Source organism: Vibrio sp. KUL70 (genome assembly GCF_059725515.1).
In genome coordinates this window covers 1,285,722-1,312,166 of sequence record NZ_AP045834.1, presented here as the reverse complement: position 1 = coordinate 1,312,166, position 26,445 = coordinate 1,285,722, and the positions used below count along the sequence as shown (strand labels likewise).

Genomic DNA, 26,445 nt, shown 5'->3' with positions numbered 1-26,445 from the left:
TTTTTATAGGAACTACCAAGAAAGATGGATCTATGTTGCACAAGGTCATTTTAATTCCCCTACTTTTTTGTCTTCTTAGCGCCCAATCATTTGCAGAGATAACAAAGCAAGAACTGACTCAGCTTCAAGAGAAGGCTAATCAAGGCAACTCAGAAGACGAGTTTCGTCTGGCACAGATCTACTTGAATGAGCCGAGCATCAAAAACGAAGAAGAGGCTTTTTATTGGTTTTCTCAAGCTGCAGAACAAGGTCACCAGCAAGCTCAACTGCAAACTGCTGATATGCTGCTCACGGGGCTTGGAACTCATAAGGATATTAACGCTGCTGCCCTTTGGTATACGCAACTTGCTATAGAAGGCAATCATCAAGCGGCATTCAACTTGGGCGAGCTTTATGAACAAAAACCCGAGTCATTTGATGGACTTGACCAAGCCGGGTTGTGGTATCGTCTGGCAAGCTCTCAACTGCCTCAAGCTCAGCAAGCTTATGAACGAGTACTCCAAGCACAATTTAATCAGCGACGCTCACAACAAGTTTCATCATTTAAAGCACTAGATGAGCAATATAGTGAGCAGGCCACGACACAACCAACTCATTCATCTCCCGTAAATGTGTCGTCGACTAGCCAACAAAGCCAAGCTTCTCAAAATCTGACCATTGGTTTCGCTATTGTAATTACCTTGCTGCTTGGCTTAACAGGCTTTCTCATCGCTAAGTTGCGTCAAGGTGACAGTACAAAAACTGAAGACATCAGTCGAGAGCAAATCAAGCTCAAAGATATTCAGCTTAAACAACAAAAGCACCAAATCGCCACACTCTACAAAGAGCTGAAGAAACGACAAGGCAGTAAGAGTCACCACAACCTTCAGCTTGCCTGTGCTGTGTTCGGATACAATGTTTCGGCGATCCCTGAACAAAAGCAGATCAAACTTCGCTACAAGCAACTCTCTAAAATTTATCACCCTGATGGCCAAGGAAGTGATGAAGAGATGAAAAGGTTGAATGCAGCCCTGAAAACAATTTTACAAAATGTTACCAAAACGTAACAAATAAAATCTTTCAGGGATGACTTAGTGCACGGAAACCCATTTCTATTGGTGTCGCAAACGATCTCCCTCTCAAAAACAGGTAACAAACAATTAACTTATTAGTACTACTTGTGTCATAATTCACGCCGAAAATACACCTGACGATACAGGTGAGGAGAGGATATGTTCACAATTGAAGGCGTATGTGATTGGTGTAAAAAGCCAAGCCTAGTAAAAAAACATGACTACCTTGATGGTAAGTCTCATAGTTCATGCGAAAAGTGCAATGACATTGCAACCATGGACGTTCGCCAGTTCAATATCGGCGAAATGGAAATGAGAGCAAAACTCTCCGAGGCAACGAGAAGATAGTAGTCTCAACACGGAAGTAAAAAAGCGCCATCAAGGCGCTTTTTTGATCCTGCTCACTTACCGCATCTACCATCCCTATTCGATACACCATTACCTCCCTTTCGCCTTTGTCCTTAAGCCCTCTTTAGCTTCTAAAGAGACCTTCTATCCAAACAAGTCACCTCAGTGCCTATACAGTACTTTTATCAAACCACTGTATAAACCTGTATAGAAAAGGTGCTATGGATCTCAAACCTTCTTAATCATGAGAAATTTTGATATTTCAGTCGAATTTAAAAACACAATCTAAAACAATAGCTTAATATAAACCTCGAGTCAGATTTCGAGGTTTTGTTCAATATTCCCTCAAAAAATTGCTTGATCTTATGCACCACTAAAACTACTGTATACACATACAGCATGTATATAAGGACAGCAAAATGATTCAAGCTCACGTAAAAGCACAACACTCTAGCCCGCTAGTTCAATGCGCATTTTCTTCAGCATCACACCTGCCGCAAAGCTCTAATCAATATCGCCACCAAGCAAACTTGCTAGCGCGTATGGCTTTGCTGTCCAATCAAGAACAGTGGTTACTGTTTACTGCTCAAACCCCTCGCCCATCAGCAAAAGAACTCTCTCAGTTCAACATTTGCTGTGAGCGCATCATTCACATGAAACCTTCTCGCCAAATGAGCGAAATGGAGACTGTAGAGAAAGCGATTCGCTCTCGAAACGCGAGTGCCATTATCGCAAGCAACCAAATCGATTCATTTGGTCAACAGTATTTACGTGAGCTTGCGATCCAATACCAATGTGAAGTCTTCTTTGTCGAGCACAACACAACGCATCATGTCCACTAATCAAACACTGTCCGCCCTGCTCTTTACTGTTGAAACCACTGACAGCATTGAGCAGTTTTTTTTGCAATTAATTCAGTGCTAGGAAAGTGCAGATAAAAAAGAGATTTCAAAGAAAAAGGCAAACGTTTGCTTTTTCTCTGGAAGCTGAATTTAGATTGGGTATAATGCCCACCTAATCGAGTGTGTTATGCACTTCTCTGTACGACGTTTGATAAAAGATAGGAATGTCTAAATGAGCCTCGCTGATCAAGTTCTAGCCGTAAATGATGATCTACCCATCCGTACTGATAAACCTGTCCACAGTGGCAAAGTTCGTTCAGTTTACTGGTTAACCGAAGAAGATAGTCAAAGACTAATCAAAGAGAAAGGCTACGATGTCGCGCCTGATGCGCCGTTAGCCATTATGGTAATTAGTGACCGTATCTCTGCATTTGACTGTATTTGGCATGGCGAAGGTGGCTTGAAAGGTGTTCCTGGTAAAGGTGCCGCGCTCAACGCTATCTCTAATCACTGGTTTAAGCTGTTTAAAGACAACGGACTGGCTGATAGCCACATTCTAGATATCCCTCACCCATTCGTTTGGATCGTACAAAAAGCACGCCCTGTTATGATTGAAGCGATTTGTCGCCAATACATTACCGGTTCAATGTGGCGCGCATACGCTAATGGCGAACGTGAATTCTGTGGCATCGAAATGCCAGAAGGCTTAGAGAAAGATAAGAAGCTTCCTGAGCTACTGATCACGCCATCGACCAAGGGTATTCTTAAAGGCATTCCTGGCGTACCAGAAGCAGATGATGTCAACATCACTCGTCAGAACATCGAGCAGAACTTCGCTGCGTTTAACTTCACTAAAGAGAGCGATATTGCTCACTACGAGAAGCTACTCAAAGAAGGCTTTAGCGTGATTCGCGAAGCATTGAGCAAGGTTGATCAGACCTTCGTTGATACCAAGTTTGAGTTTGGTTACGTCAATGATGCTCAGGGCAATGAAAAGCTTATTTACATGGATGAAGTTGGCACGCCAGATTCATCACGTATTTGGGATACTCAAGAGTACAACAAAGGCAACATCGTAGAGAACTCGAAAGAAGGCTTCCGCCAGTTCTTGTTAAACCACTTCCCAGATGCTGATATTCTACTTAACAAAGAGCGTATGCCTGAACGCGAAGCATTAGCACGTGATAACGAACTGCCGCTTGATGCCTTAATGTCCCTGTCTCGCACCTACCTTGATATTGCTGAAAAGATCACAGGCAGTAAGATTGAACTGAGCGAGAATCCAAAACAAGAGATCGTCGACATCCTACGCGCTGAGTACGACCTAATCGACTAACATTCATTTTTATCAATAAGGTTTGTTACTCAAAGGGCCACTTACCACTTTATTAATCAAATAAATGAATTAATGAAGTAGATAAGCGGCCCTTTATCAGCATTAGACTTAATTCGTCATCGAATTCCGCGTTGAGATAACGCCTTGCTATCTATAACTTGATTGTGAACTCTTCAGCCGAATTTCCGGTGATCACCAAGTGGCTTCGTGATTCAATGTACTCGATCTGTTCATCTTCCAACGAATATGGCATTACAACTTTCAGTTCGTTGATACCTTCCAACTTTGCCAATTTAAGTAACACTACGATATTTGATTCGTCACTCTTCCTCGTAGAGAGTGATTTGAGTGCCTTTTCCCATAAACGATCTTCCGGAGTCGATAGATCTTTAATGCTATCTTTCCATACTGTACCGAACACAGGGGCAAATGTGGTGAGTGCTTCTAGAAAAGTCCATTTTTTATCGCATGACGCGCCAAGAAAGTTTGTGTAATCAAATTCTACACAGGTCTCTTTTTGTTTATCCATGATGTCCCCCGACACATTGGCAACACAATATACTTTTAATATCCACCAACTCTTTCTATATAGCAATAGGATATAGAAGAATGGTCTTTTATGACCTTTTGATTGGTTAAAATGGCATATAAAAATCAATTTTGTAACAAAAGACGAACTGAAAACTCATATATGCGCCTATTTGATTAATATTTTACAAATTGAAGTAATTCCTCTTATTTCACATCCACAATACGACTTGCTTTCTTATATTGAATGCGCCAACCAGACCAAACTGGTAGCTCCCAACGCTTAGGTGGTGTTTTACGTCCACCGCTCGAGTAATGAACATACACAAGCTTTCTTTGAGGAAGGTATTCAACATCGATATGAAGATCGGCCAATGATAAATGGAAAGGGTATTTTTCTGCAAACTCCTCATATTCCCAATAAGGAATACCGGCAAACGGGATATCTTCTGCGTTGAACATCTCTAATTCATCCACTTGGCTTACACCCAACTCTTCTAACTGCGCAGCAAACCAATCAACAAAGTTGAGCTTTTCAATTTCTTGTGAGTGTTCGTGACTTTCACTCAACCCCATTCGCACATAAAGCTGCCAATGTTTGATCTCCTGAGTTCTCTGCTTCGCGAATCCTCGCAAATACTGCTCGCTTACAACCATATCGATGACAGGCTTAAGTGAGAGTTGACCTTGCGCCTCGATCTGCTTGGTGTCGATCACACGACCCGCGTAAACCAGAGACATAATCGTATACACCTGCCCAGAACGGTCTGCTTGCTCTTCAACGACCGTGTCACCTTGCTTCCACTCTCCCAGCTCTTGATCTACAAGCAACGAAAGCGGGAGCGGCGCAACCGTAGTTGCTAAGGTCAATGTCTGCTTTACCCCTCTTCCCGGTAAACTATAGGTATCGAGCACAAGCAAAGCTTCACTGCCGTCTGGCACTCGATTTTCCCGACCTAACATCACTTCGAGCTGCCCATTGGCGAACGCCTCACGCCGCTTTGTTCGCCGTACAAAAGCCAGCTCAGGGTGCAGACGCAAAATCTCTTTGAGTAAATCGACTCTGTTGAATCGAGAAGCAACCTCCAATTGAGGAAGTTCAAACAGTTCGCGCATCTGTTCCGCTAAACCTTGAGCCTCCAACAGAGCTTGCTTATCAACCGTAACATGAGGGAACTGTTTACCTCGGACGAGACCGATTAGTAAAGCAATGTCACACCCCTCTCTCTCTTCTTTAAACAGAGCATCCAAATGTTCTGGATTGTTCGGCAGTTGATAAAGTCGAGCGGGAACGGAAAGCGCTGCGGTAAGATCTATCATCGCCTCTTTAAGCGCTTTAGATTTTATCCGAGTAACAATGTCGGCATGCAAGGCATCAATCGGCAAAGGATACATGCGTTGACCATGCTCTGTCGCCATTCCCTTTTCATCTATCGCCTCCATCAAAAGCAAAGCCTGCTTCGCTTTCAGCAATGATTTTTCTGGTAACTCATCTAATAGGTCTAAACCTTCAAACGTCATCTGACAACAAGCTGCCGCTAACATCGGCTCAATCAACTCTTCACGTTGCATCTCTGGTGGTGTAACAAGCTCCAATGCGGCATGTTCACCAAATAGACGTACACACTGGCCATCCATAACACGCCCTGCACGACCTGCTCGCTGTTTCGCACTGGCACGAGATATCGCTTTCAAGGTTAGCGTTGTTCGACCATTGCGCTGCACCGTTCGGCGCTCCAAACCAGAGTCGACCACCAACGCAATATTCGGGATGGTTAACGAGGTCTCTGCTACGTTGGTCGCCAAAATGACTTTGGTCTTACGCTGAGGTGTATCCAGTGGAATATCGGACAATGCGCGATTGCGCTCGCTATCGGAGACCGACGCATAAAGCGGGCAGACTTCAACCTCTTCGATGGCATGCAGCATTTGAGCCGTTTGTAGGATCTCTTTCTTGCCCGGTAGAAAAACAAGAATGTCACCCATGCACGCTTCTAGTTGTTGCTTCACTTCATCAGCAACGCGACGTTCGATATTACGACTATCAGGTAAGTGACGAGAGTCCAGCGCGCGATGTTCAATCGAGACATGATAATTTCGACCTTCACAAGTGATACGCTCTGCATCAAGATAGTGAGCAAGCTTGGCTCCTTCGATTGTTGCAGACGTTACAATTAATCGATGTTGGCTACGCGCTTTTAAGATCGCAACCAGCAAGTCAATGTCCCAGCGACGTTCATGAAACTCATCGACGACCACGATATCAAACGTCTTTAGCCCATCTTCTACTAACCATCGCAAAGCGACGCCGGGAGTGACAAAGGTCACCTGAGTCGATTCGCTGTATTTGGCGTCTAACTTGATCGCATATCCTACGTCTTCTCCCAATGGTTTACCGGAGGAAGTCGCCAAATACTCAGCCAGTGAAGTACATGCAATACGCCTTGGTTCAATCACCAATACCCGACCGTGCTTTGCCGCCCAAACAGGTAAACGCGTCGACTTACCAGAGCCAGTTTCAGCTTCTACAACGAGATGACTTGAAGGAAGGCTTTGATGAAATGCATGTTCATAACAATCGATGGGTAGTAGAGACATAAAAGGTGTTAATAGATAAAAAACGTGAGCTAAGTATACCTAAATCTTCACGCGATATTCGACAAGTGTGGTAAAGCAGTGAGATCATCATTTTGTTTGGTTATATCAGGGATAAACAGTTTACAATTGAATAACTAAACCGTTATCATTTTTCTGTTTTTCTTTCTCCCATATTAGGCTTCCAATGAACAACGACAAACGCCCTCTGTACATCCCATATTCGGGTCCTGCACTACTAAGTACTCCTCTTTTAAACAAAGGCAGTGCATTCACCGCTGAAGAGCGTGCTTCTTTTAACCTAGAAGGCCTTCTGCCTGAAAATACAGAAACGATTCAAGAGCAAGTTGGTCGTGCTTACAAGCAGTACTGCAACTTCGAAAGCGACATGGATAAGCACATTTATCTGCGCAACATCCAAGATACTAACGAAACACTCTTCTATCGTTTAGTTCAGAATCATATCTCTGAAATGATGCCAATCATCTACACACCAACTGTAGGTGCAGCATGTGAAAACTTCTCTAACATTTACCGTCGTGGTCGTGGTCTGTTTATCTCTTACCCGAACCGCGATCGTATCGATGACCTACTGAACAATGCGACTAACCACAATGTAAAAGTGATCGTGGTAACGGACGGTGAGCGTATTCTTGGTTTGGGAGACCAAGGTATCGGTGGTATGGGTATTCCAATTGGTAAGCTTTCTCTATACACAGCGTGTGGCGGCATCAGCCCAGCTTACATGCTACCTATCGTTCTTGATGTTGGTACCAACAACCCTCAACGTCTAGCAGACCCAATGTACATGGGCTGGCGCCACCCTCGTATCACAGGCGCAGACTACAACGCATTTGTTGAAGAGTTCATTCAAGCAGTTCAACGCCGTTGGCCAGATGCTTTGGTTCAGTTCGAAGACTTCGCTCAGAAGAACGCAATGCCACTGCTTGAGCGCTACAAAAACCGCATCTGCTGCTTCAACGATGACATTCAAGGTACTGCTGCTGTAACAGTTGGCTCACTATTGGCGGCTTGTAAAGCGGCAGGTAGCAAGCTATCTGAGCAACGTGTGACATTCCTTGGTGCAGGTTCAGCGGGTTGTGGTATCGCAGAAGCGATTATCGCTCAGATGGTGTCTGAAGGTATCAGCGATGCGCAAGCTCGCTCACAAGTTTACATGGTTGACCGTTGGGGTCTTCTACAAGAAGGCATGCCAAACCTACTCGACTTCCAACAACGTCTGGTTCAAACCAAAAAGAACACTGAAGGTTGGGAAACAGAAGGTACTGGTTTCTCTCTATTAGATGTTGTCCGTAACGCGAAGCCTACTGTACTTGTAGGTGTATCTGGGGCACCGGGTCTGTTCAGCAAAGAAGTTATCCAAGAGATGAACCTTCACTGTGAACGCCCAATCGTGTTCCCTCTATCGAACCCAACAAGCCGTGTTGAAGCGACGCCAAACGACATCATTCGCTGGACAGAAGGCCAAGCACTTGTTGCAACAGGTAGCCCGTTTGAGCCAGTGACTCACAAAGGCACGGTTTACCCAATCGCACAGTGTAACAACAGCTACATCTTCCCAGGTATCGGCCTTGGTGTTCTAGCGGTTAATGCTTCTCGCATCACAGACGAAATGCTGATGGAGTCAAGCCGTGCGCTAGCGACTTGCTCTCCACTAGCAATCAATGGTTCTGGTGCTCTTCTACCGCCATTGGAAGAGATCCACACGGTATCGAAAAAGATTGCTTTTGCCGTTGGTAAGAAAGCGATCGAGCAAGGTGTTGCACTAGAGATCACAGAAGAAGCGCTACAGCAAGCTATCGACCAACACTTCTGGCAGCCAGTGTACCGTCGCTATAAGCGTACTGCTTTCTAAGTCAGATTGAAGATCATCTCTAAAGCCTCTGCCCAGCAGAGGCTTTTTCTTTATCTAGAGATCACTTAATCGTTCATTTTTATAAGGTATTTTTGGTACTATCGACTATTCGTTAACGATGCTCAGGCGCAAGGACCCTACCTCGAGTGAAATTCAGTTCTTCAAATTTGATTGCACTTTTAAACAAGGCGAGCAAAAAGATCCAAACCACCCTACTTTCCGTGTTTATCATTGTGTTAATTGGGGCAGCGACAGTAATTGCCATTGATTACTGGGTTTCTTGGCAAGCTAAAGGGCGTATCATTACTCAGATTGAAGACGTTCCTCAACGAGAGGTTGCGGTTGTTTTAGGGACAAGTAAGTACCTAGGTCGTACTCTCAACGAATACTATAAGCACCGAATCGACGCCGCTATCGATCTGTATAACCAAGGTACCATCAATCAATTTCTTCTGAGTGGTGACAATGCACACCGCTCTTACAATGAGCCTTGGACCATGAAGCGCGATCTGCTTAAAGCTGGAGTACCTGAAGATCGCATCAATCTCGACTACGCAGGTTTTCGTACCCTTGACTCGATTGTCCGTGCCAAAAAGATTTTTGATACCGATAACTTTCTGATCATCACTCAAAAATTTCACTGTGAACGCGCGCTCTTCATCGCGAGCTCTTACGATATTCATGCACAGTGCTTGGCTGTTTCTGGGCCAACTAAACACTCTGGTTTCTCTATTCGACTGCGTGAAGTTTTTGCACGAACCAAAGCATTTTTAGACCTCTACATCATAGGGACCGCACCGAAATTTTTAGGCCCTAAAGAGCCGATTCAACCAAGCGCAACCCCTGAAAACAGTAATCCACAAACCGATGTGTAGAAATCTACACATTTTCGATTTGTCGCCTCACACTTTGCTACACCAAGAACAAAACACATCAACACTCCTTTATTAACTTGAGTAACATTCTGTCAACAAAGCCTGACCCTACATCAAGTCAAACACCTCGAACACAATAAGCGCCACATAAAAAATAGGCGCGCCTAATAACAGAGGTGAAACAAAAGGAGCGCCCTATGACGGCACTTGTTACTACACTGAAACACTGGTTGTTCACCCGCAACAGCATGATCCTAATCGGGAATTTCTTGTTGTTTGCGACCTTGATTAATACCCTGCCATTCGAATCGCAGGTCAACACTGGTCTGAGTATCTTGATCTTTGTTGCCATACTTTGGCTTACAGAGGCGATTCACGTCAGCGTCACAGCACTGCTTGTTCCATTGCTCGCGGTTTTATTTGGTGTCTTTAATACCCCTGCGGCACTGGCAAACTTCTCCAACCCAATTATCTTTCTTTTTCTAGGTGGGTTTGCGTTAGCTGCAGCATTGAATAAGCAAGAGCTCGACAAAGCGATCGCGGACAAAGTACTTCTGATTGCTAAAGGTAAAATGTCAGTGGCAATTTTCATGCTGTTCGGTGTAAGTGCGGGCCTATCAATGTGGATTTCAAACACCGCCACCACAGCAATGATGCTACCTCTAGTTTTGGGTGTGATGAACAAAGTCGACCAAAGTGAAGACCGCAATACTTATGTATTCGTTCTACTTGGTATCGCTTACTGTGCTTCAATTGGTGGTATCGCAACACTAGTAGGTAGCCCACCGAACGCAATCGCAGCGGCAGAAGTTGGATTAAGCTTTACGGAGTGGATGGCGTTAGGTCTTCCTATCTCTCTCATTCTTCTACCAACTGCAATGGTGATCCTATATGTGATGACTAAGCCGAAACTAAACCACACTTTCGAGCTAGACCATAAGCCAGTGGAGTGGACCAACAGCAAGAAAATCACACTATCCATCTTCTTGCTTACTGTCACTCTGTGGATTTTCGGTAAACCAATCAACGCAATGATCGGTGGCTTTTCGAAGTTCGATAGCTTAGTTGCTATTGGCGCTATCGTTCTGCTTGGTGCCTCTCGCGCTGTCGAATGGAAAGATATTGAGAAAACAACAGACTGGGGCGTATTGATCCTGTTTGGCGGCGGTATCTGTCTAAGTAACATCCTTAAAGCGACAGGCACAAGTGTTTTCCTAGCTCACTCTCTAAGTGGTTTCCTAGAGCAGGCTGGCGTGCTTCTGACTATCTTAGCGGTTGTGGCTTTTGTGGTATTCCTAACGGAGTTTGCAAGTAACACAGCAAGTGCAGCACTACTGGTTCCAGTATTCGCAACGATTGCTGAAGCACTAGGTATGTCACCAGTTATCTTGTCTGCTCTGATTGCAGTAGCCGCATCATGTGCCTTCATGCTGCCTGTTGCGACACCACCAAACGCAATCGTGTTCGGCTCTGGTCACATCAAACAGAAAGAGATGATGCGTATCGGTATGGTGCTTAACATTGTATGTATTATGGCACTAACACTGTTCGCTTGGATCTTCTGGTAATTCACACTCCTGCTCCACACTAACGGGTTGTGATTCCCCCTAGCAACCCGTTCCATAATCATAGCCTGCCACAGACTGAAAATAAGGCAGGCATGCTTTCCCTTTGGTGGCCTCACGCGCCACCTCTTTTTTCGATTCCCTTCGTTACATCCCCCCGCTAAATAGCCAGTCAAAACTCTAGTGTTACTGACTCACCACCACTTGGTTTCTGCCTGAATGCTTGGCTTGATAAAGTGCCTCATCTGCCCTAGCAATAGTTTCTGTCATCCGCTCCTGTTTCATTTGAGCAACGCCGATACTGCAGGTCAAAGGATCTCCATGAATCCATAAGTGTTGACCCACAATAGTTCGAATTTTCTCAGCTTTGGCTTGGGCTTCTGCAATAGAAGTCTCCGGACAAAAAACGATGAACTCCTCGCCACCCCATCGGACTAGCTTGTCGGTTGAGCTGATTAAGCTCCCCACTACCATAGAAAACTCACGCAGAATGTGGTCACCCATTTGGTGGCCATACTGATCGTTCACTGACTTGAAATGGTCGATATCAAAATAGAGCATGCTGAACAGACCATAACCCTGCTTTACGTCTTGAGATTGAGCTTTCAGCCAATCACGAACAGCATGACGATTCAGTGTTCCAGTCAGCTCATCGCGATTGGCAAGCTCTGAGAATTCAAAGTTCTGTTCACGAAGAGATTTGTTTACGTTCTTTAGATGTGCATGACGCTTTTCCGCAATCATCATTCGCTTGCGAGAGCTGTGTAGCTCCGACAATAAAAATACCGTACCAGTTCCAACCCACACAAACAGCAGAATAAGAAACAAACTTTCTGCACGGATGTAAGAACCTTCAAATTCGATACTCTTTATCACAATCTGATGATGACCGAGTTTGGCTCCTGACCCCGTTGCAAACTCCACCAAGTTGACATTTGAATATTCCGGTGCCGAGTGTTCCATTGCAATATCGTTATCCGCTAACCACCAGGTCATGACTTGCAAGTTTGCAATCGGGATGTCAATAACACCACCATCGACACCTGGCTGAAACTCCATACCATTGTATTTAAAGGAGTACTCGTCATCTGGTGTTGAATAGGCAGCGTTGTAATTGCGCAGATAAGTTCTCAGCCGACCGCTGGACGCTTCACTAGTGTGGTAATCGATATTGACTCGGAAAGTATGATATTGAGAAAGGTCGAGCCCGATGCTGGGATCTGAGTTGATTTTGATAGACAGGCCACAATAAGGCCACGGGTATTCAGACTCTATTAGTTCGCAGTCCAATACATAGCGACCACCTTTTAAATTTAAGACCGATGAACTTTTCCCGCTGTCCACCTTGTCGCTGGTCGCAATAAACTCGTATTTGTCAGGCGTTATAGCCGTAATGACGCGATTTCCACTGACTTGATATAGCAGAACAATCGCTAAAGTCGCCACAACCAAAAATATGACAACCTTATGTATCCACTTCACTGGTTTTGTTCCCAATTTTCTACGCTCTGATGGCGCTTTATTTACGACACTTACAACATTCTACGCTCTACGCCAAACAGTCGCAGCTCGCTCCCATCGTTATAACACGGCTTTTCAAAATGTCATACTCTAATTTAGAAGGTGCTCAATAAAAGCTCGAACACCTTGTCTCGTATCAATATTACGTACCTAGAGCATCTCTATTTGGTATACTGACTGGATAATCAATGCGGCAAAGGCTACGGCTAGATCGCGAAATATAATCAAAAACGCACGAGTAATGTCATGTCTTTATTAGCGAAAGGAACACTCAAAAAAATGAGTGCTTCTCTTGATGGTACAGTTACGTATCGTCTACCGGTCGGCGAAGAGTTTGTAGAATTAAACCCTCTGATCGGCAAAACCATTAACCTTACCCACACAGGCAATATTTTCTGCTGCTCTTGCGGTAAGAAAACCAAGAAAAGTTACTCTCAAGGCCACTGCTTTGTTTGCATGAAGAAGCTAGCCAGCTGCGACATGTGCATCATGAAGCCAGAGACTTGTCACTACGACCAAGGAACCTGCCGCGAGCCGCAGTGGGGTGAAGAGAACTGTATGGTTGATCACTTCGTGTATCTATCAAATACCTCAAGTCTAAAGGTAGGGATTACTCGTCATACTCAGATCCCAACACGTTGGATTGACCAAGGTGCTACTCAAGGCCTACCCATCTTGAAAGTGAAGACTCGTCAGATTTCTGGACTGATTGAAGTTGAATTGGCAAAACATATCGCAGATAAAACCAACTGGCGCACACTTTTGAAAGGTGATGGCGACAACATCGAATTGGTTGAACGCGCGAAAGAGTTGCTGCCTCTTGTGGAAGACAAAATTCAGGAAATCAAAGCTACATTTGGTGATGATGCCATTGAGGTTCTGAATGAAAGTATCACACCACTGAGCTACCCTGTTGAACAACACCCGGTGAAGATCACATCACACAACTTCGACAAAAACCCAGAAGTAAGTGGCGTACTGCAAGGTATTAAAGGCCAATATCTGATTCTTGATACGGGCGTGATCAACATTCGTAAATTCGGCTCTTACGAAGTAGAAGTCTCAGCTTAGTAACATTCCACATAAAAACGCCCAGTGAAAGCTTTCACTGGGCGTTTTTGTTTACTCGGTGTTTTTGCAGCGACTGCTGATTGATCGCAGTTTGACCCTTTATTCTCGCCCTCAGTCTTGAATTAGGTCCACATTAAGTTGATAATATCAACTATAATTCATTTTCAATAGCAACTCGTTGATTGAGGCGTTTTTATGTCGCAAGGTAAGTCACTGGATAGCCTGTTTAAATTGGTGCATGCCGTCAAAAGAAATGTGCATGAAAAGATAGAGGCGTTGGACCTCGATATCGCACCCATGCACGTGCGTGTATTAAAGATCATCACCAAGAAGCCGCAGTGTACTGCTGTTGATATCGCGAACTTTTTGGACCGAGATAAGGCGCAAGTGACTCGCCTTCTCAGTGCCTTAATTAAACAAGAATTGATCGTTAAAGAGCCCAACCCTGAAGACAAGCGCAGTCAATATTTGGCTATCACCGCGCACGGTAAAGCCATTGTTGATCAGCTAACTGAGGTTGATAGCGAGATGTTTGAGAAGATGAAGATAGGTATCCATAGCGATGAACTCGCAACCTTTGAGCGAGTGGCTAAAACAATGGCTCAAAACCTCAGTTCGAGAGGATAAAAAAACAAAGAGCGCACTATTTTCGAGTGCGCTCTTTTCATTGGATTGTAAATCCAGATTAGTCTTTACGAAGAATGCCTTCCAGCACATTGAACAGTAAATCGATCTCTTCGATTGTGTTGTAGTGCATACAGCCGATTCGAACAACGCCTGTCTCTTCAATACCCAGCTGCTTAACTAAACCAAGTGCGTAAAAGTGTCCATTCCAAACACAGATATTGTGCTCGCCTAGCGCTCTAGCTATCGATTCTGGTGAGTGATCATCGAACGTAATTGCGAACGTCGGTGTACGCAAGTTCGAATCATAAGTCGTTTTACCGTAGAGGTGAACTCCAGTTAGCTCACTCAACCTTTGTAAGAAATACTCACTTAACTGACTCTCATGGCGATTGTACAGTTTGTAACTCTGCTCCAAACGTGTTCTTAGGCTCTCTGCTGGGTCACCACACTGTGCAAGGTAGTCAACCGCGGCAATCACACCTGCTAGCCCTTCAAAACTCTGAGTACCGGTTTCAAAACGACCTGGGCCAACATTGGTGGCAGGTTCCACTTTGTAAGGCTTCAATGTATGTAACCACTGAGGAGCGACATACGCGATACCAACGTGAGGTCCGAAAAACTTGTATGCAGAACACGCTAGAAAATCACAATTAAGTTTCTGTACATCGATCAAGTGGTGAGGTGCATAGTGAACGGCATCCACATAAACCTGCGCACCTTTACTGTGCGCCAGTTCCACGACTTTCTGTACGTCAACAATTGAGCCTGTTGTATTGGAAGCAAAAGTCACCGCAACCAATCGAGTCTTATCACTCAGTAGAGATTCAAAATGCGCCATGTCTAGGCTACAGTCTGATTCGTCTACACGCACTTGATGTACTGCCACGCCTTTATCTTCCGCCGCTTGCTGCCAGCTTGATACGTTAGAGTAGTGATCGAGTGCGGTAACAATGATCTCATCGCCCTCGTTCCAATCACGACTGATTGCTCGGCTCAATTGGAACGTCAGCGAAGTCATGTTGGCACCAAAAACGATGTTGCCAGAAGACTCTGCGTTCAGTAATGCTTGAACCGACTCTCTCGCCTGCTGCATTAACCCTGTTGTTTTCTGGCTCGAAAAGTAGTGTCCACCTAGATTTGAATTAAAATGGCCAAGATACTCAGTCATTGAGGCTAGGACATTTTCAGGGACTTGCGAACCACCAGGCCCATCAAAAAAAGTAACAGGCTTGCCATTATGATGTTGGCTTAACGCGCTAAATTGCTGGCGAACTTCATTAAGAGTGAAGGACATTACGCTCATCCTTTGCTGTTAGTACGAATACATCCATATGACCCACTTCATCATGGTCAATCGTTCGAATCGGTTGAGCATTGTGCCAAAGCTTGCTGTCTGCGAGCATCGCCACTTCACCATCTTCAAGTACTTTTCTAAAGAATGGCGCTTCGTGGGAGTCTTGGTAAAGCATGATTTCACCACCAACAATGTTGTGGCGGTTCATACCGATCAGTGCGATGTGGTCAAAACCATCTTGGTGCACGCCTTCAGGGGCTACTTGCGTCTCTTCGTAAATTGCTGAGATGCGGATTTGATGAATTTCGATCTCTTGACCGTCTTTCAAACCATTCGTCTCGATGAAGAGCTCACACATCTCTTGCATGCCTTCACTCTGTAGAATGTTGGCTTCAACAGGTTCAAATTCGCGTACTACGTCGCCTTGAAAGTGATTAATGTCTTCTGATTGAACAAAGTTGTGCTTGTCCTGTTCCACAACCTTACCACCGCAAAAACGAATTACCGAGTATCTTCTTAGACGAAACTTGCCATCTGCATGTTCAGTGCTTGGTAGCTTTTCAAACGAAGGTGACAACTCTTCAACGGCATGGTTGCTGAGGTGGGTAATATGTAGGGTGTTTTCGTGAGCATGTAACATCATCGACTCCTTAATGAATGTCCACTTTACTTATTTTATTTAACCTTTTGTTTACATAAATGATACGTGAAGATCTGGTTAAATCAACTTTAAACAACCATTTATTCTGCTGTAGAGATAAATTTAAAACTTAATGCCAACTTGAATTCAAAAACCAGTGATTAAAACCAGTTCAAAAGTTGGGCACCTTTAAAATTCAGCACACTTCACTGGCTAGTTTAATTCACTATTTTTAATTAAAAAGGCAATGTTTAATTTGGCACGCTATTCTCTAATTTTCTGCGGAGCTTTGTGTTTTGAAGGGAATGAATGAGGAATTTGGGTGAGCAGAAATGGACAAACATCATAATGATTGCCAGAAAAAACGGTACAGATTGAAATGCGACACACCTAACGAAGCAACAGCTATTAATCTCTTACACAGTGATAGCACATTGGTTAGTTTATCAACGGTAAGTATCCAAACGCCTTTGCTTGCACGTCTGGAACAGGTCGAGTTCGGGGGGAACTCGGCCGCCCCAGTGTTACACTTGCTTTCTTAGTAAGAGAAAAATTAGCTTGCTTCTCGGCCTAGTAAGTACCCAAAATCAAAGTTGTGGAGGAAACGCGCTTCGCGATATCATGCAAATCTTCTAAAAGGTACTGACCAATACTTGTACCCGTATCATCCACACCAATGATTAATGTTGCTGTCGTTTTAAGTCCTTATCAGGCAATAAACTGATGAGAAAATCACGCCCCTCTTTCGCTTTTTTGGATACTGCACTTGGGTGATATGTGCGATAAGACTTAATTAGTCGATCTCCAAACTTTAAATCAAAGCTCCACAATTGTTTGCTTGATAAACCATGTTCTTGAAAATAGTGTTTCCGATTTATACATACATTGCTATCTCCATCTATGGGAAAAATCTGTCTGCGTGCAGATACGGAAGATTTATCGAATCCATTCACAAATAAGATGATATCGGGCTTTAAGATCTCTATTTGAGCAAATAACAACCTTTCTGATAAAGCTACTATTTCTTCGTAAATTGGAGATTTTTTAGGGATAGTCTTATTTAGCGCAAAACAGAATAGATTGGAGTAAATCAACCCTTCCGTTCCTGATTTTTCCGCCACACTTCTAGTGAAATTATGGAACGCTTTACCTCGGGAATTCTTCTTATTTAACTGATTGAAAAAAAATGAGCTATGGCATTTTAATGCTTGCTCGACACAATTTTTCCTATCTCTTAAATCAACGTCTTCTTTCTCATTCCACTTCCAACCCTTTGTCTCCCGACCGATGATCATTATCTTATTTTGTGCTCGATGATAATTGGGACTAACAGCTGTTAGAAACAATCCAGATAACCCTTTGACCTTTGGGTCATCTGACTTATTCGCAATAAGGTAGGCATCATCAACGTCTTTGAGGATATCTAAGTAGGCGTCTCGCAATTCTTCGTTTTTTGTCATTGTGTAACATATCCACTCTCTTAAAGAGGTAATGTTGCAGTGATTTACGCTGGAATCAAATCAATTGCATTAATGAGACTGTAAAAGAATGATAAGGAACGCGTTTTAATCAAGGCGATATACATTAACTACTAGAATTTAAATACTCCACATTAACTGGTGATTTAACTCACGAGTTGAATAGGAACACTTAAACTTCGAAAAGAGCAACGAAAGCCCAAACTCTGAATCTATACATGTATGGCTGATTTGTTGAATGAGAAGATACGTGAGCAAACTAAAGTTAACTAGTAATTCACTTTTTGGGGTTAGGATAGTGCTCGAAATGGAAATGGAAGCGAATTAGCGACAATGTGTTGCCCTAAAGCTATGTTTAGTTATTTAAGTATAAAAATACCATCTCTTATTTTAACCAAAGATCAAGAAATTTTATTTATGAGCGGACAAAATTAGATCATCATTAAAAAGTAAGTTTTCTACTGATAATCAGATACTAGTTCAATGGGTAAGTGGCCACTTACAGTTTTTTTTCAATATAGTAGTTATCCACAAGAACTCCTATTTCTTTGCCTTGAAAAAGTCTTTGGCACCTTTTATCTTGTAACTCGTCTGCCATATACCTACAAGATATAGTGGCTTTTAATCCACAATGTATGAAGGAGTTATACAGAATAGAATTGTTTCTTCCGACAGAAACGAAAGAACCCCACCAAAAGGCAGGGTTCGAATTCGGAGCCAAGTCTAGAGTAGTTGACGCTACTCGAAAAGTGACCAATGAGTATCTTTGTATTGATACCGACAATCGAGACTATAGATCGTGATCACTGGCTTGACAACAATAATCACTCAACTATGAGGAAGCCAAAATGCTCTACGATAACCTTAAGTCCTTACTACGTAAGGTCTTAGAGACAAGCGTAACTGTGTTTAAGTTACGACCGGATCTCTTTGTCAAAGGTTTAATCTACACGGCTCACGTTATACGCGACCTGTTTAGAGACTAGCGATACTACGAAAAGACAGCGTTGCTGCTGTCTTTTTATCTTCCTATAGTATTAATCTATTATACAATATCACTACCCAAAGCCCTTACGGGATCCCAAACTTCGTTTTTAAGGTTTCTTAGCAAACGAAGGGACGGCTACCACTCATTAAATGCTCTGCCAATGTTATCTCCCCTCGCTACACCTTAAACCTAGCGATGTTCTCACTGCCTTTTCAGCCACGAGAACGTTTGTCTCGGTTAAGTTCTAACCTATAACGATTAATTACATTTGCGCCCTTGTTAAAACTTTAATTGCCCTCATATTTTCCATACAATCATCAGCGATTATAAATAAAAACGAATTAAACCTCGGAGTCCTCATGAGCGACGTAAAGCATTGTAATTTATTGATTCTTGGTTCTGGCCCTGCCGGCTACACTGCTGCTGTTTACGCAGCTCGTGCTAACCTAAATCCAGTTCTTGTTACCGGCATGCAGCAAGGTGGTCAATTAACAACAACCACTGAAGTTGAAAACTGGCCTGGTGATGCCGAAGGACTAACAGGGCCGGGTCTTATGGAGCGTATGAAAGAGCACGCCGAGCGATTTGAAACTGAAATCCTATTCGACCACATTAACGAAGTGGATCTATCGAAGCGTCCTTTCACACTGAAAGGTGATTCGGGTGAGTACACTTGTGATGCATTGATCATCTCAACGGGTGCTTCAGCGAAATACCTAGGTCTTGAATCTGAAGAAGCATTCAAAGGTCGTGGCGTGTCCGCTTGTGCTACGTGTGATGGTTTCTTCTATCGTAACCAGAAAGTTGCCGTCGTGGGTGGTGGTAACACAGCCGTTGAAGAAGCACTTTACCTTTCAAACATCGCGTCTGAAGTTCACCTAATCCATCGTCGTGACACATTCCGCGCTGAGAAGATCTTGGTTAAGCGTTTAATGGACAAAGTTGAGAACGGTAACATCGTACTTCACACAGACCGCACGTTAGATGAAGTTCTTGGTGACGACATGGGCGTAACAGGCGTTCGCATTAAAGATACTCAGTCTGATAAGACAGAAGATATCGACGTAATGGGCGCGTTTATCGCTATCGGCCACCAGCCAAATACTGGCATCTTCAAAGGCCAACTAGAAATGAAGGACGATTACATTGTTGTTCAATCTGGCTTAGAAGGTAACGCAACTCAAACCAGTATCGAAGGTGTGTTTGCTGCGGGCGACGTAATGGATCACAACTACCGTCAAGCGATCACATCAGCGGGTACAGGCTGTATGGCGGCACTTGATGCGGAACGTTTCCTAGACGGACTGACCGATAAGTAAAACCTCAGTTTTCAATTTTGCCGATTGGCACGCTAAATACTGAGTTTAAATACACTTTGTTATAATTCCCTAGAACCCCGTGGTATATCCACGGGGTTTTCTTTTGTATACTAGCCGCCCTCAACCGAATAATAATTATCATTAAGCCTTCATAATGGATAAGAAAAAACAACGCAGCTTGAATAAATGGCTTAAGCAACAAAGCGGCCTCGCAAAGCGCTGGCTCATGATTGCTATCGGCCTTGGCGTACTTTCAAGCGTGTTCTTGGTGGCGCAAGCTGCCCTTCTCGCCTCTATTCTTCATCAACTGATTATCGAACATGTCGATAAATCTGAGCTAGTCGGCCATTTTGCAGGTCTGGCTCTGTCGGTGGTTGGTCGAGCTGGTTGTACTTGGGGGCGAGAGATCGCCGGTTACCGTTGTGGTGAGCAAGTTCGTGTTTATATCCGTCAACTGATACTCGATAAGCTTCGAGAGCTTGGCCCTGCTTACATCAAAGGCAAGCCTGCAGGCACATGGGCAACGCTATTGCTAGAGCAAGTCGAAGACATGCAAGACTTCTTCTCGCGTTACCTGCCTCAGATGTCTCTTTCGGTGATGATTCCGTTTGTTATCTTGGTGGTAGTTTTCCCAGTAAACTGGGCAGCCGGTCTTATCTTCCTTATCACTGCGCCGCTGGTTCCTATCTTTATGGCACTGGTGGGTATGAAGGCAGCCGATGCCAACCGCAAGAACTTTAAGGCGCTGCAACGATTGTCTGGTCACTTCTATGACCGTCTACAATCAATGACGACGATTCGCCTGTTTGACCGTACATCAGCGGAAACAGAAGTGCTGCACGGTGCATCGGAAGTGTTCCGTACTCGAACTATGGATGTATTGAAGATCGCTTTCCTATCTTCTGCGGTTCTAGAATTCTTCACGTCGCTTTCTATCGCAATGACCGCGGTTTACTTCGGTTTTACTTACATTGGTGAGCTGAACTTCGGTCACTACGGTGCTGGGGTTACTCTATTCGCTGGCCTGTTTATTTTGATTCTCGCGCCTGAGTTTTACCAACCCCTGCGCGATCTGGGCACCTACTACCACGCCAAGCAACAAGCGGTAGGTGCTGCAGAGAGCATTGTTGAGTTCCTAGAAACAGACATCAACAAAGTAAAATCAGGTGATACGCAGCTAAACAGCGACGCTGGAATATCCATTGAAGCTCAAGACCTTAAAGTGTTGAGCCCAGAGGGTGTTCAGTTAGTTGGCCCTATCAGCTTTGCACTTAATACTCAGCAATCCACGGCCCTTGTAGGCCCAAGCGGTGCGGGTAAAACGAGTTTGATCAATGCCATTCTTGGTTTCATGCCATATGAAGGAAGCTTGAAAATCAATGGTGTTGAGTTAAGGGAGCTTGATCTTGCGTCTTGGCGTAAAGCGATCAGCTGGGTTGGTCAAAACCCGCTACTATTGCACGGCACCATCCGTGACAATGTCACGCTAGGTAAACAGGACATCAGTGATCAAACTGTTCAACAAGCGCTAGAGCAATCTTTCGCGGATGAGTTTGTTCAAGAGCACGGGCTGGATTACATGATCTCGGATCGCTCTGGCGGCTTGTCTGTCGGTCAGTCACAGCGTTTAGCGCTTGCTCGTGCGATGATTCAAAATGGTCAATTCTGGTTACTGGATGAACCGACTGCCAGCCTAGATACACGCAGTGAAAAACTGGTCATGCAAGGCATCAACAACCGCATCCAAAACAACACTGCCCTACTCGTGACGCACCAACTTGCGCCACTTCAATCGGTAGATAACATCTTAGTTTTACGCGACGGTACGCTCGTCGAGCAAGGCAGTTTCAATGAGCTGTCTCAGTCTGGCGGTCTTTTTCAAGAGATGCTAAGCGCGAATTTGGCTCAACAAGATAATAAAGGTAATTTAGATGCGTGATTTACTGCCTTACCTGAAACTGTATAAGAAACATTGGTTTGGGCTGTCTTTGGGCATGCTCCTAGCCTTCTTAACTTTAGCTGCATCTATCGGTTTGTTGACCCTGTCTGGTTGGTTCATTTCCGCTTCTGCCGTTGCTGGCCTGACGATCGCTCGTGAAACCTTTAACTACATGTTGCCAGGTGGCGGCGTGCGTGGTCTTGCAATGAGCCGTACCGCTGGCCGTTGGGGTGAGCGTGTAGTGAGCCACAATGCGACCTTCAAGCTGTTAACTGATCTACGTATCTTCTTCTTCAAAAAGCTGGCACCGCTTATCCCAGGTCGTATTTCAAATCTGCGTGATGCTGACCTACTTAACCGCTTAGTTGCTGATGTCGATGCAATGGACCATGTTTACCTACGACTGGTCAGCCCGGTGACAGTCGGTGTGTTAGGCATCTTCTTCCTAACCGCATTTTTGATGTGGTTTGATAGCTCTCTAGGCTTAATTTTAGGCTCTATCCTATTGATCATGTTGATCATCTGGCCGGTATTGTTCTACAAGCTGGGCAAACGCAATGGTGGCGAGCTAACCCAAAACAAAGCCGAACTACGTGTTACCACACTGGACTGGATTGAAGGCTACAGCGAGCTAACCCTGTTTGGCGCTGAAGAACGCTACCGCAATGCGATTCTGAACACGCAACAAAAGCTAATGGCGAATCAGTTCGTCAATGCCAACCTAACGGGTATGGCGTCAGCGGCATTGATGCTGTTCAACGGCTTAACTTTAGTGCTGATGTTGTGGCTTGCTGCAGACGGTGTTGGTGGCAACGCACCAGACCCACTGATCGCATTGATGGCGTTCGCTACCATGGCGAGCTTTGAACTGCTAATGCCTATCGCAGGCGCGTTCCAACACTTGGGTCAAACGTTAACTTCGGCGCGTCGCTTGAATGAAGTAATTTTGTCTGAGCCAGAAGTTCAATTCAACGATAGCAAGCTTGATATTGACCAACCGTTGGATATTCAATTCAACGCGGTGTCATTCCAATATCCAGACTCTGAGCGCACGGTATTGAACTCGGTCGACCTATCGATTCCAGCGAACAACAAAGTGGCGATTGTCGGCCAAACAGGTTCAGGCAAGTCGACTTTGATTCAGTTGCTGACTCGCTATTGGGATCCAAAACGTGGCGTGATTTCGATTGCGGGTATCGACCTCACCCAATGGAATGAGAGCCAGCTACGTGAATCCATCAGTGTGGTAAGCCAGCGTGTTGATATCCTCAATGGTAGCCTGCGTGACAACCTACTTATTGCCAAGCCGCAAGCTAGCGACGAAGAGCTGAAAAGCATTCTGTCGAGCGTTGGTCTTGAGAAACTGCTTGACGACAATGCACTCGATGCATGGTTAGGTGACGGAGGCCGTCAGCTCTCTGGTGGCGAGAAGCGTCGTATCGGCATTGCACGTGCCATTCTTCACGATGCCCCTATCCTACTGTTGGATGAGCCTACCGAAGGCTTAGATAAGCAGACAGAGAAAAGCATCATGGCGCTGTTTGAGCAGCACTTCGAAGGCAAGACGGTTATCTTCATTACTCACCGTCTGATTGGACTAGAGAAGATGGATTCTATCGTCTTGATTGAGCAGGGTGAGATTGTCGAGCAAGGCTCTCATAGTGAGCTTCTGTCGGGTGAAGGTCGTTACTTCCAACTTCGACAAGCCATCTAAAACAGAGTCTCTACTATCGAGATACAACGACAAAGCCCGAGCACATTGTACTCGGGCTTTTTAGTGTCTCACCTTCAACTACTCTGTAGTGTTATTCTCACACTCTGAAGCCACTATACACATGAAAAAGTTAGCAACGACAATTGGCCCACGACTAAGGCAGCTCAACACTACCCCCTCACTTTCTACGAATATGATTTACTAACAAATATAACGCAACGAGTTGCTTATAATTCTGGGTGCAGCACATTTCTATGATCAACTCTCGAAGATAATACGTATCGATCGTTTTTAAGGAAAGACCTCCCCCAAAAACAATAATGGAGAACAAAGTATGTCTTTACGATTAATCGCAACCACCGTCGCTCTTCTCGGTGCGAGTTTTACTGCTCAAGCGGCTTCTGATTGTGAAATATCAATTGATGCCAGTGATCAAATGAAGTTTTCAACAGATACCCTAAGCGTTCCTGCTAGCTGCAAAGAAGTGACGCTAACACTGAACCACACTGGTTCTTTACCTGCACAATCAATGGGGCACAACGTTGTCATCACTGATACGGCATCGGTTCAAGCCGTCGGTATTGATGGCATGTCTGCTGGTCTAGATAACAACTACGTAAAGCCGGGCGATGATCGTGTGTACGCCTTTACGCGCATTATTGGTGGGGGCGAATCAGCTTCTGTTACGTTCAGCACTGAGAAAATGCAAGCCGGTGGTGACTACTCATTTATCTGTTCTTTCCCAGGCCACTGGGCGATTATGAAAGGTAAGTTTGAGTTCAAATAATCCGCTTCGAAATTGATTCCCAAAGTAGATATTAAAAAGCCCCAACCTAAATCCAGGTTGGGGCTTCGTTTTATTGAGTTCGTTTACAGCTTGAAGCGGCTGATTTCGTTCTCTAGTTCATGAGAAAGTTCAGACAGCTGAGCCGCTTGCTCTGCAGCTTGGTGCGCTTCATCAGCCAGTTGATTTGACACGTCACGAATACCTTCAGTATTGCGAGTAATCTCAGACGTTACCGATGCTTGCTCTTCTGCCGCAGAAGCAATTTGTGTCGCCATGTCACTGATACGTTCAACCGCAGCGTGAATCTGCGTTAGGCTCGCGGCAGCAGAGTTTGCATCATCTACACTGGTTTCAGCGAGCGAACGGCTATCGTTCATAATGCTAACCGCTTTACCCGTTGTGCCTTGAAGCAGTTCAATAGTTTGTTGGATTTCTTGCGTAGAGCCGTGTGTGCGTTGGCTTAGAACACGCACTTCATCAGCTACGACAGCAAAGCCACGACCTTGTTCACCAGCACGTGCCGCTTCAATAGCTGCGTTCAATGCCAGAAGGTTAGTCTGCTCTGCAATACCCTGAATGTTCGAAAGAATCGTGTTGATGCTGTTACCGTGTTCTTCTAGCTCAATAATAACATTGGTTGCTACTTGAACTTCTTGCGCAAGGTTCTGAATCGAGTTTTGAGTTTGAGTCACTTGACCCGTACCGTGCTCACATGCACCTACCGCTTCTGATGAGTTCTGTGCGGTGTGATCTGCGTTGCCTGCGATCTCTTGAGTAGCAGCTGCCATTTCATTTACAGCAGTCGCAACCATGTTGATCTCATCTTGTTGCATCTGGATACGAGCACTACGTTCTTCCGCTTGAGAAGCTGTTTGACGAGCTTGGTTCGCCAAAGAAGCCGATACTTCACTCAACTTAAGCACCATAGTATGCATATTGCCCACAAAGCGGTTAAAGTTTTCAGCCAGTTGACCAATCTCATCATCGCTCTTAGGTTCAAGACGTTGAGTTAAATCGCCTTCACCTGATGCAATCTCTTCAAGAGCAAGAGATACACGGTTTAGGTCACGGAACAAGAAGCCTACTAACCAAGACACTAGTGCGATAACCACTAAAGTGATGATGACAGCAGTCGTGATTAACTGAGTAAGAAGTGTTGAGTGGCTCGCTTCTTCTGTTGTGCGATCCATTTGAATTGCAAAGATCCAGTTCGTGTCTGGTACTTTAGTGAAGTAAAGCAGCTTCTCTTTGCCACCTTCGTTAATGACCTCGATACTACCGGTACGAACTGCGTTCTCAATAGTCGACATCGAGATATCGTTAGACAGTTCGCTCACTGACTTTAAGCTCAATGCTGAATTTGGGTGTGCTAAGAATGTACCGTCTGTTGCATCGATCAACATTGCGTATGCGTTGTCGCCTACATCAAGGCTGATTACATCGCTAACCAGTTGATCAATCAATACGTCGGCTCCAACAACACCAACGAATTGACCGTTCTTACGCACAGGTTCAGCGATTGTTACTAGAAGCGCTTTAGTGATCGCATCCGTGTACGCCGTTGTGATGATCTGCTTACCTGCAGCGTTTGCTTCTTGATACCAAGGACGCTGGCGTGGGTCATAACCTGCGCGGTTGCGCTCTGGATGAGAGCGGTACATACCACCTTCTGGTGTACCAAGGAAAATATCGTCAAAGCCACCTGCAATGCGAGCTTGTTTTAGATAGGGAACAACATCGCTCTCTTGCGAAAAATCATTAAATGCAGATGCAATGTCTCTACGAATATCAATCCAATTTTTAATACCTTCAGAAGCTGCTTCCGAGACACTTTCTGCTCGGGTGTAAATACCGCTGCGAGTTTGTTCAAATAGTTGGTTTGCAGAGAGCCATGTCAACACAGTTGCCATAACTACCACTGCTGATAAGCTTGCGCCTATCAACTTTTGCTTTAATGTTAATTTCATACTTAGTACACAAGTGGTTGGAAAACCCGCGCATACTAACCAAATTAATAACCAAATTCGAGTATTATTAACAAATAAATATG

General features: G+C 44.6%; 20 protein-coding genes. 13 read left to right on the top strand and 7 right to left on the bottom strand.

All coding sequences use genetic code 11. The features are described 5' to 3' along the window. Positions 1-32 precede the first annotated feature (32 nt). The 4 genes from AC6I7V_RS05945 (at position 33) to AC6I7V_RS05930 (ending at position 3,578) form a co-directional block, all read left to right on the top strand. Positions 33-1,046 carry a hypothetical protein gene (locus tag AC6I7V_RS05945; RefSeq protein WP_498011529.1) on the top strand — a complete coding sequence of 338 codons (1,014 nt, stop codon included), beginning with the start codon at positions 33-35 and terminating at the stop codon, positions 1,044-1,046. A gap of 165 nt (positions 1,047-1,211) precedes the next feature. Then, complete coding sequence (locus tag AC6I7V_RS05940) at positions 1,212-1,400, top strand: hypothetical protein (protein ID WP_255230878.1); 189 nt, start codon at positions 1,212-1,214, stop codon at positions 1,398-1,400. Positions 1,401-1,819: 419 nt separating this feature from the next. Beyond that, complete coding sequence (locus AC6I7V_RS05935; protein ID WP_255230879.1) at positions 1,820-2,242, top strand: SulA-like leucine-rich domain-containing protein; 423 nt, start codon at positions 1,820-1,822, stop codon at positions 2,240-2,242. Between the two features lie 232 nt (positions 2,243-2,474). Next, positions 2,475-3,578, top strand: a complete 1,104-nt coding sequence (locus AC6I7V_RS05930) for a phosphoribosylaminoimidazolesuccinocarboxamide synthase (RefSeq protein ID WP_498011528.1) — start codon at positions 2,475-2,477, stop codon at positions 3,576-3,578. A gap of 151 nt (positions 3,579-3,729) precedes the next feature. Here AC6I7V_RS05930 and AC6I7V_RS05925 read toward each other — a convergent pair whose 3' ends face one another. Beyond that, positions 3,730-4,107: a transporter gene (locus AC6I7V_RS05925; RefSeq protein ID WP_255230881.1), complete on the bottom strand. Its 378-nt coding sequence runs from the start codon at positions 4,105-4,107 to the stop codon at positions 3,730-3,732. A 206-nt stretch (positions 4,108-4,313) separates the two neighbouring features. Continuing rightward, entirely contained in the window at positions 4,314-6,704 is a 2,391-nt protein-coding gene (locus tag AC6I7V_RS05920; RefSeq protein WP_498011527.1) for a helicase-related protein, read from the bottom strand. Between the two features lie 184 nt (positions 6,705-6,888). Here AC6I7V_RS05920 and AC6I7V_RS05915 point away from each other — a divergent pair, with 184 nt between their 5' ends. The 3 genes from AC6I7V_RS05915 to AC6I7V_RS05905 all read left to right on the top strand — a co-directional run bounded on the left by AC6I7V_RS05915 (position 6,889) and on the right by AC6I7V_RS05905 (position 11,020). Further along, positions 6,889-8,577, top strand: a complete 1,689-nt coding sequence (locus AC6I7V_RS05915; protein WP_255230883.1) for an NAD-dependent malic enzyme — start codon at positions 6,889-6,891, stop codon at positions 8,575-8,577. Between the two features lie 146 nt (positions 8,578-8,723). Next, positions 8,724-9,452, top strand: coding sequence for a SanA/YdcF family protein (locus AC6I7V_RS05910; RefSeq protein ID WP_261882968.1), 729 nt, complete (start codon positions 8,724-8,726; stop codon positions 9,450-9,452). Between the two features lie 197 nt (positions 9,453-9,649). Then, the gene (locus AC6I7V_RS05905; protein ID WP_255230885.1) at positions 9,650-11,020 is read left to right on the top strand and encodes an SLC13 family permease; all 1,371 of its coding nucleotides are present in this window, start codon (positions 9,650-9,652) and stop codon (positions 11,018-11,020) included. 183 nt (positions 11,021-11,203) lie between these two features. On the opposite strand, the gene AC6I7V_RS05900 is transcribed toward AC6I7V_RS05905, so the two are convergent. Continuing rightward, a complete protein-coding gene (locus AC6I7V_RS05900; protein WP_498011526.1) occupies positions 11,204-12,499 on the bottom strand; it encodes a GGDEF domain-containing protein in 1,296 nt (431 codons plus the stop codon). A gap of 285 nt (positions 12,500-12,784) precedes the next feature. Between AC6I7V_RS05900 and AC6I7V_RS05895 the strand changes: the two genes are divergently transcribed. Both AC6I7V_RS05895 and AC6I7V_RS05890 read left to right on the top strand, forming a co-directional pair. After that, positions 12,785-13,609, top strand: a complete 825-nt coding sequence (locus tag AC6I7V_RS05895) for a DUF2797 domain-containing protein (protein ID WP_255230887.1) — start codon at positions 12,785-12,787, stop codon at positions 13,607-13,609. A 195-nt stretch (positions 13,610-13,804) separates the two neighbouring features. Next, complete coding sequence (locus AC6I7V_RS05890; protein WP_255230888.1) at positions 13,805-14,236, top strand: MarR family winged helix-turn-helix transcriptional regulator; 432 nt, start codon at positions 13,805-13,807, stop codon at positions 14,234-14,236. A gap of 58 nt (positions 14,237-14,294) precedes the next feature. On the opposite strand, the gene AC6I7V_RS05885 is transcribed toward AC6I7V_RS05890, so the two are convergent. The 3 genes from AC6I7V_RS05885 to AC6I7V_RS05875 form a co-directional block, all read right to left on the bottom strand. Beyond that, positions 14,295-15,530, bottom strand: a complete 1,236-nt coding sequence (locus AC6I7V_RS05885) for a cysteine desulfurase-like protein (protein ID WP_498011525.1) — start codon at positions 15,528-15,530, stop codon at positions 14,295-14,297. Next, positions 15,514-16,170, bottom strand: a complete 657-nt coding sequence (locus AC6I7V_RS05880) for a 2OG-Fe dioxygenase family protein (protein WP_255231749.1) — start codon at positions 16,168-16,170, stop codon at positions 15,514-15,516. The genes AC6I7V_RS05885 and AC6I7V_RS05880 overlap by 17 nt, the downstream gene beginning before the upstream one ends. A gap of 680 nt (positions 16,171-16,850) precedes the next feature. Continuing rightward, positions 16,851-17,630 (bottom strand): hypothetical protein, encoded by a 780-nt coding sequence (locus tag AC6I7V_RS05875; protein ID WP_498011524.1) that lies wholly within the window; start codon positions 17,628-17,630, stop codon positions 16,851-16,853. 1,365 nt (positions 17,631-18,995) lie between these two features. Between AC6I7V_RS05875 and trxB the strand changes: the two genes are divergently transcribed. From trxB to azu, 4 genes are all read left to right on the top strand, one after another. After that, positions 18,996-19,955 (top strand): thioredoxin-disulfide reductase, encoded by a 960-nt coding sequence (gene trxB, locus AC6I7V_RS05870; protein ID WP_255230891.1) that lies wholly within the window; start codon positions 18,996-18,998, stop codon positions 19,953-19,955. Positions 19,956-20,109: 154 nt separating this feature from the next. Continuing rightward, positions 20,110-21,894, top strand: a complete 1,785-nt coding sequence (cydD, locus tag AC6I7V_RS05865) for a heme ABC transporter permease/ATP-binding protein CydD (protein ID WP_255230892.1) — start codon at positions 20,110-20,112, stop codon at positions 21,892-21,894. Further along, positions 21,887-23,608 carry a heme ABC transporter ATP-binding protein/permease CydC gene (gene cydC / locus AC6I7V_RS05860; protein ID WP_255230894.1) on the top strand — a complete coding sequence of 574 codons (1,722 nt, stop codon included), beginning with the start codon at positions 21,887-21,889 and terminating at the stop codon, positions 23,606-23,608. The genes cydD and cydC overlap by 8 nt, the downstream gene beginning before the upstream one ends. Positions 23,609-23,942: 334 nt before the next feature. Continuing rightward, complete coding sequence (gene azu, locus AC6I7V_RS05855) at positions 23,943-24,395, top strand: azurin (RefSeq protein WP_261882962.1); 453 nt, start codon at positions 23,943-23,945, stop codon at positions 24,393-24,395. Positions 24,396-24,478: 83 nt separating this feature from the next. On the opposite strand, the gene AC6I7V_RS05850 is transcribed toward azu, so the two are convergent. Next, positions 24,479-26,362 carry a methyl-accepting chemotaxis protein gene (locus tag AC6I7V_RS05850; RefSeq protein ID WP_255230896.1) on the bottom strand — a complete coding sequence of 628 codons (1,884 nt, stop codon included), beginning with the start codon at positions 26,360-26,362 and terminating at the stop codon, positions 24,479-24,481. Between the last annotated feature and the right edge of the window lie 83 nt (positions 26,363-26,445).

Coding starts and splice junctions, on each gene's coding strand:
- azu (WP_261882962.1), top strand. CDS start 23,943: ATGTCTTTACGATTAATCGCAACCACCGTCGCTCTTCTCGGTGCGAGT.
- AC6I7V_RS05895 (WP_255230887.1), top strand. CDS start 12,785: ATGTCTTTATTAGCGAAAGGAACACTCAAAAAAATGAGTGCTTCTCTT.
- AC6I7V_RS05880 (WP_255231749.1), bottom strand. CDS start 16,170: ATGTTACATGCTCACGAAAACACCCTACATATTACCCACCTCAGCAAC.
- cydC (WP_255230894.1), top strand. CDS start 21,887: ATGCGTGATTTACTGCCTTACCTGAAACTGTATAAGAAACATTGGTTT.
- AC6I7V_RS05890 (WP_255230888.1), top strand. CDS start 13,805: ATGTCGCAAGGTAAGTCACTGGATAGCCTGTTTAAATTGGTGCATGCC.
- AC6I7V_RS05940 (WP_255230878.1), top strand. CDS start 1,212: ATGTTCACAATTGAAGGCGTATGTGATTGGTGTAAAAAGCCAAGCCTA.
- AC6I7V_RS05930 (WP_498011528.1), top strand. CDS start 2,475: ATGAGCCTCGCTGATCAAGTTCTAGCCGTAAATGATGATCTACCCATC.
- AC6I7V_RS05925 (WP_255230881.1), bottom strand. CDS start 4,107: ATGGATAAACAAAAAGAGACCTGTGTAGAATTTGATTACACAAACTTT.
- AC6I7V_RS05920 (WP_498011527.1), bottom strand. CDS start 6,704: ATGTCTCTACTACCCATCGATTGTTATGAACATGCATTTCATCAAAGC.
- AC6I7V_RS05905 (WP_255230885.1), top strand. CDS start 9,650: ATGACGGCACTTGTTACTACACTGAAACACTGGTTGTTCACCCGCAAC.
- AC6I7V_RS05935 (WP_255230879.1), top strand. CDS start 1,820: ATGATTCAAGCTCACGTAAAAGCACAACACTCTAGCCCGCTAGTTCAA.
- cydD (WP_255230892.1), top strand. CDS start 20,110: ATGGATAAGAAAAAACAACGCAGCTTGAATAAATGGCTTAAGCAACAA.
- AC6I7V_RS05915 (WP_255230883.1), top strand. CDS start 6,889: ATGAACAACGACAAACGCCCTCTGTACATCCCATATTCGGGTCCTGCA.
- AC6I7V_RS05875 (WP_498011524.1), bottom strand. CDS start 17,630: ATGACAAAAAACGAAGAATTGCGAGACGCCTACTTAGATATCCTCAAA.
- AC6I7V_RS05885 (WP_498011525.1), bottom strand. CDS start 15,530: ATGTCCTTCACTCTTAATGAAGTTCGCCAGCAATTTAGCGCGTTAAGC.
- trxB (WP_255230891.1), top strand. CDS start 18,996: ATGAGCGACGTAAAGCATTGTAATTTATTGATTCTTGGTTCTGGCCCT.
- AC6I7V_RS05850 (WP_255230896.1), bottom strand. CDS start 26,362: ATGAAATTAACATTAAAGCAAAAGTTGATAGGCGCAAGCTTATCAGCA.
- AC6I7V_RS05945 (WP_498011529.1), top strand. CDS start 33: ATGTTGCACAAGGTCATTTTAATTCCCCTACTTTTTTGTCTTCTTAGC.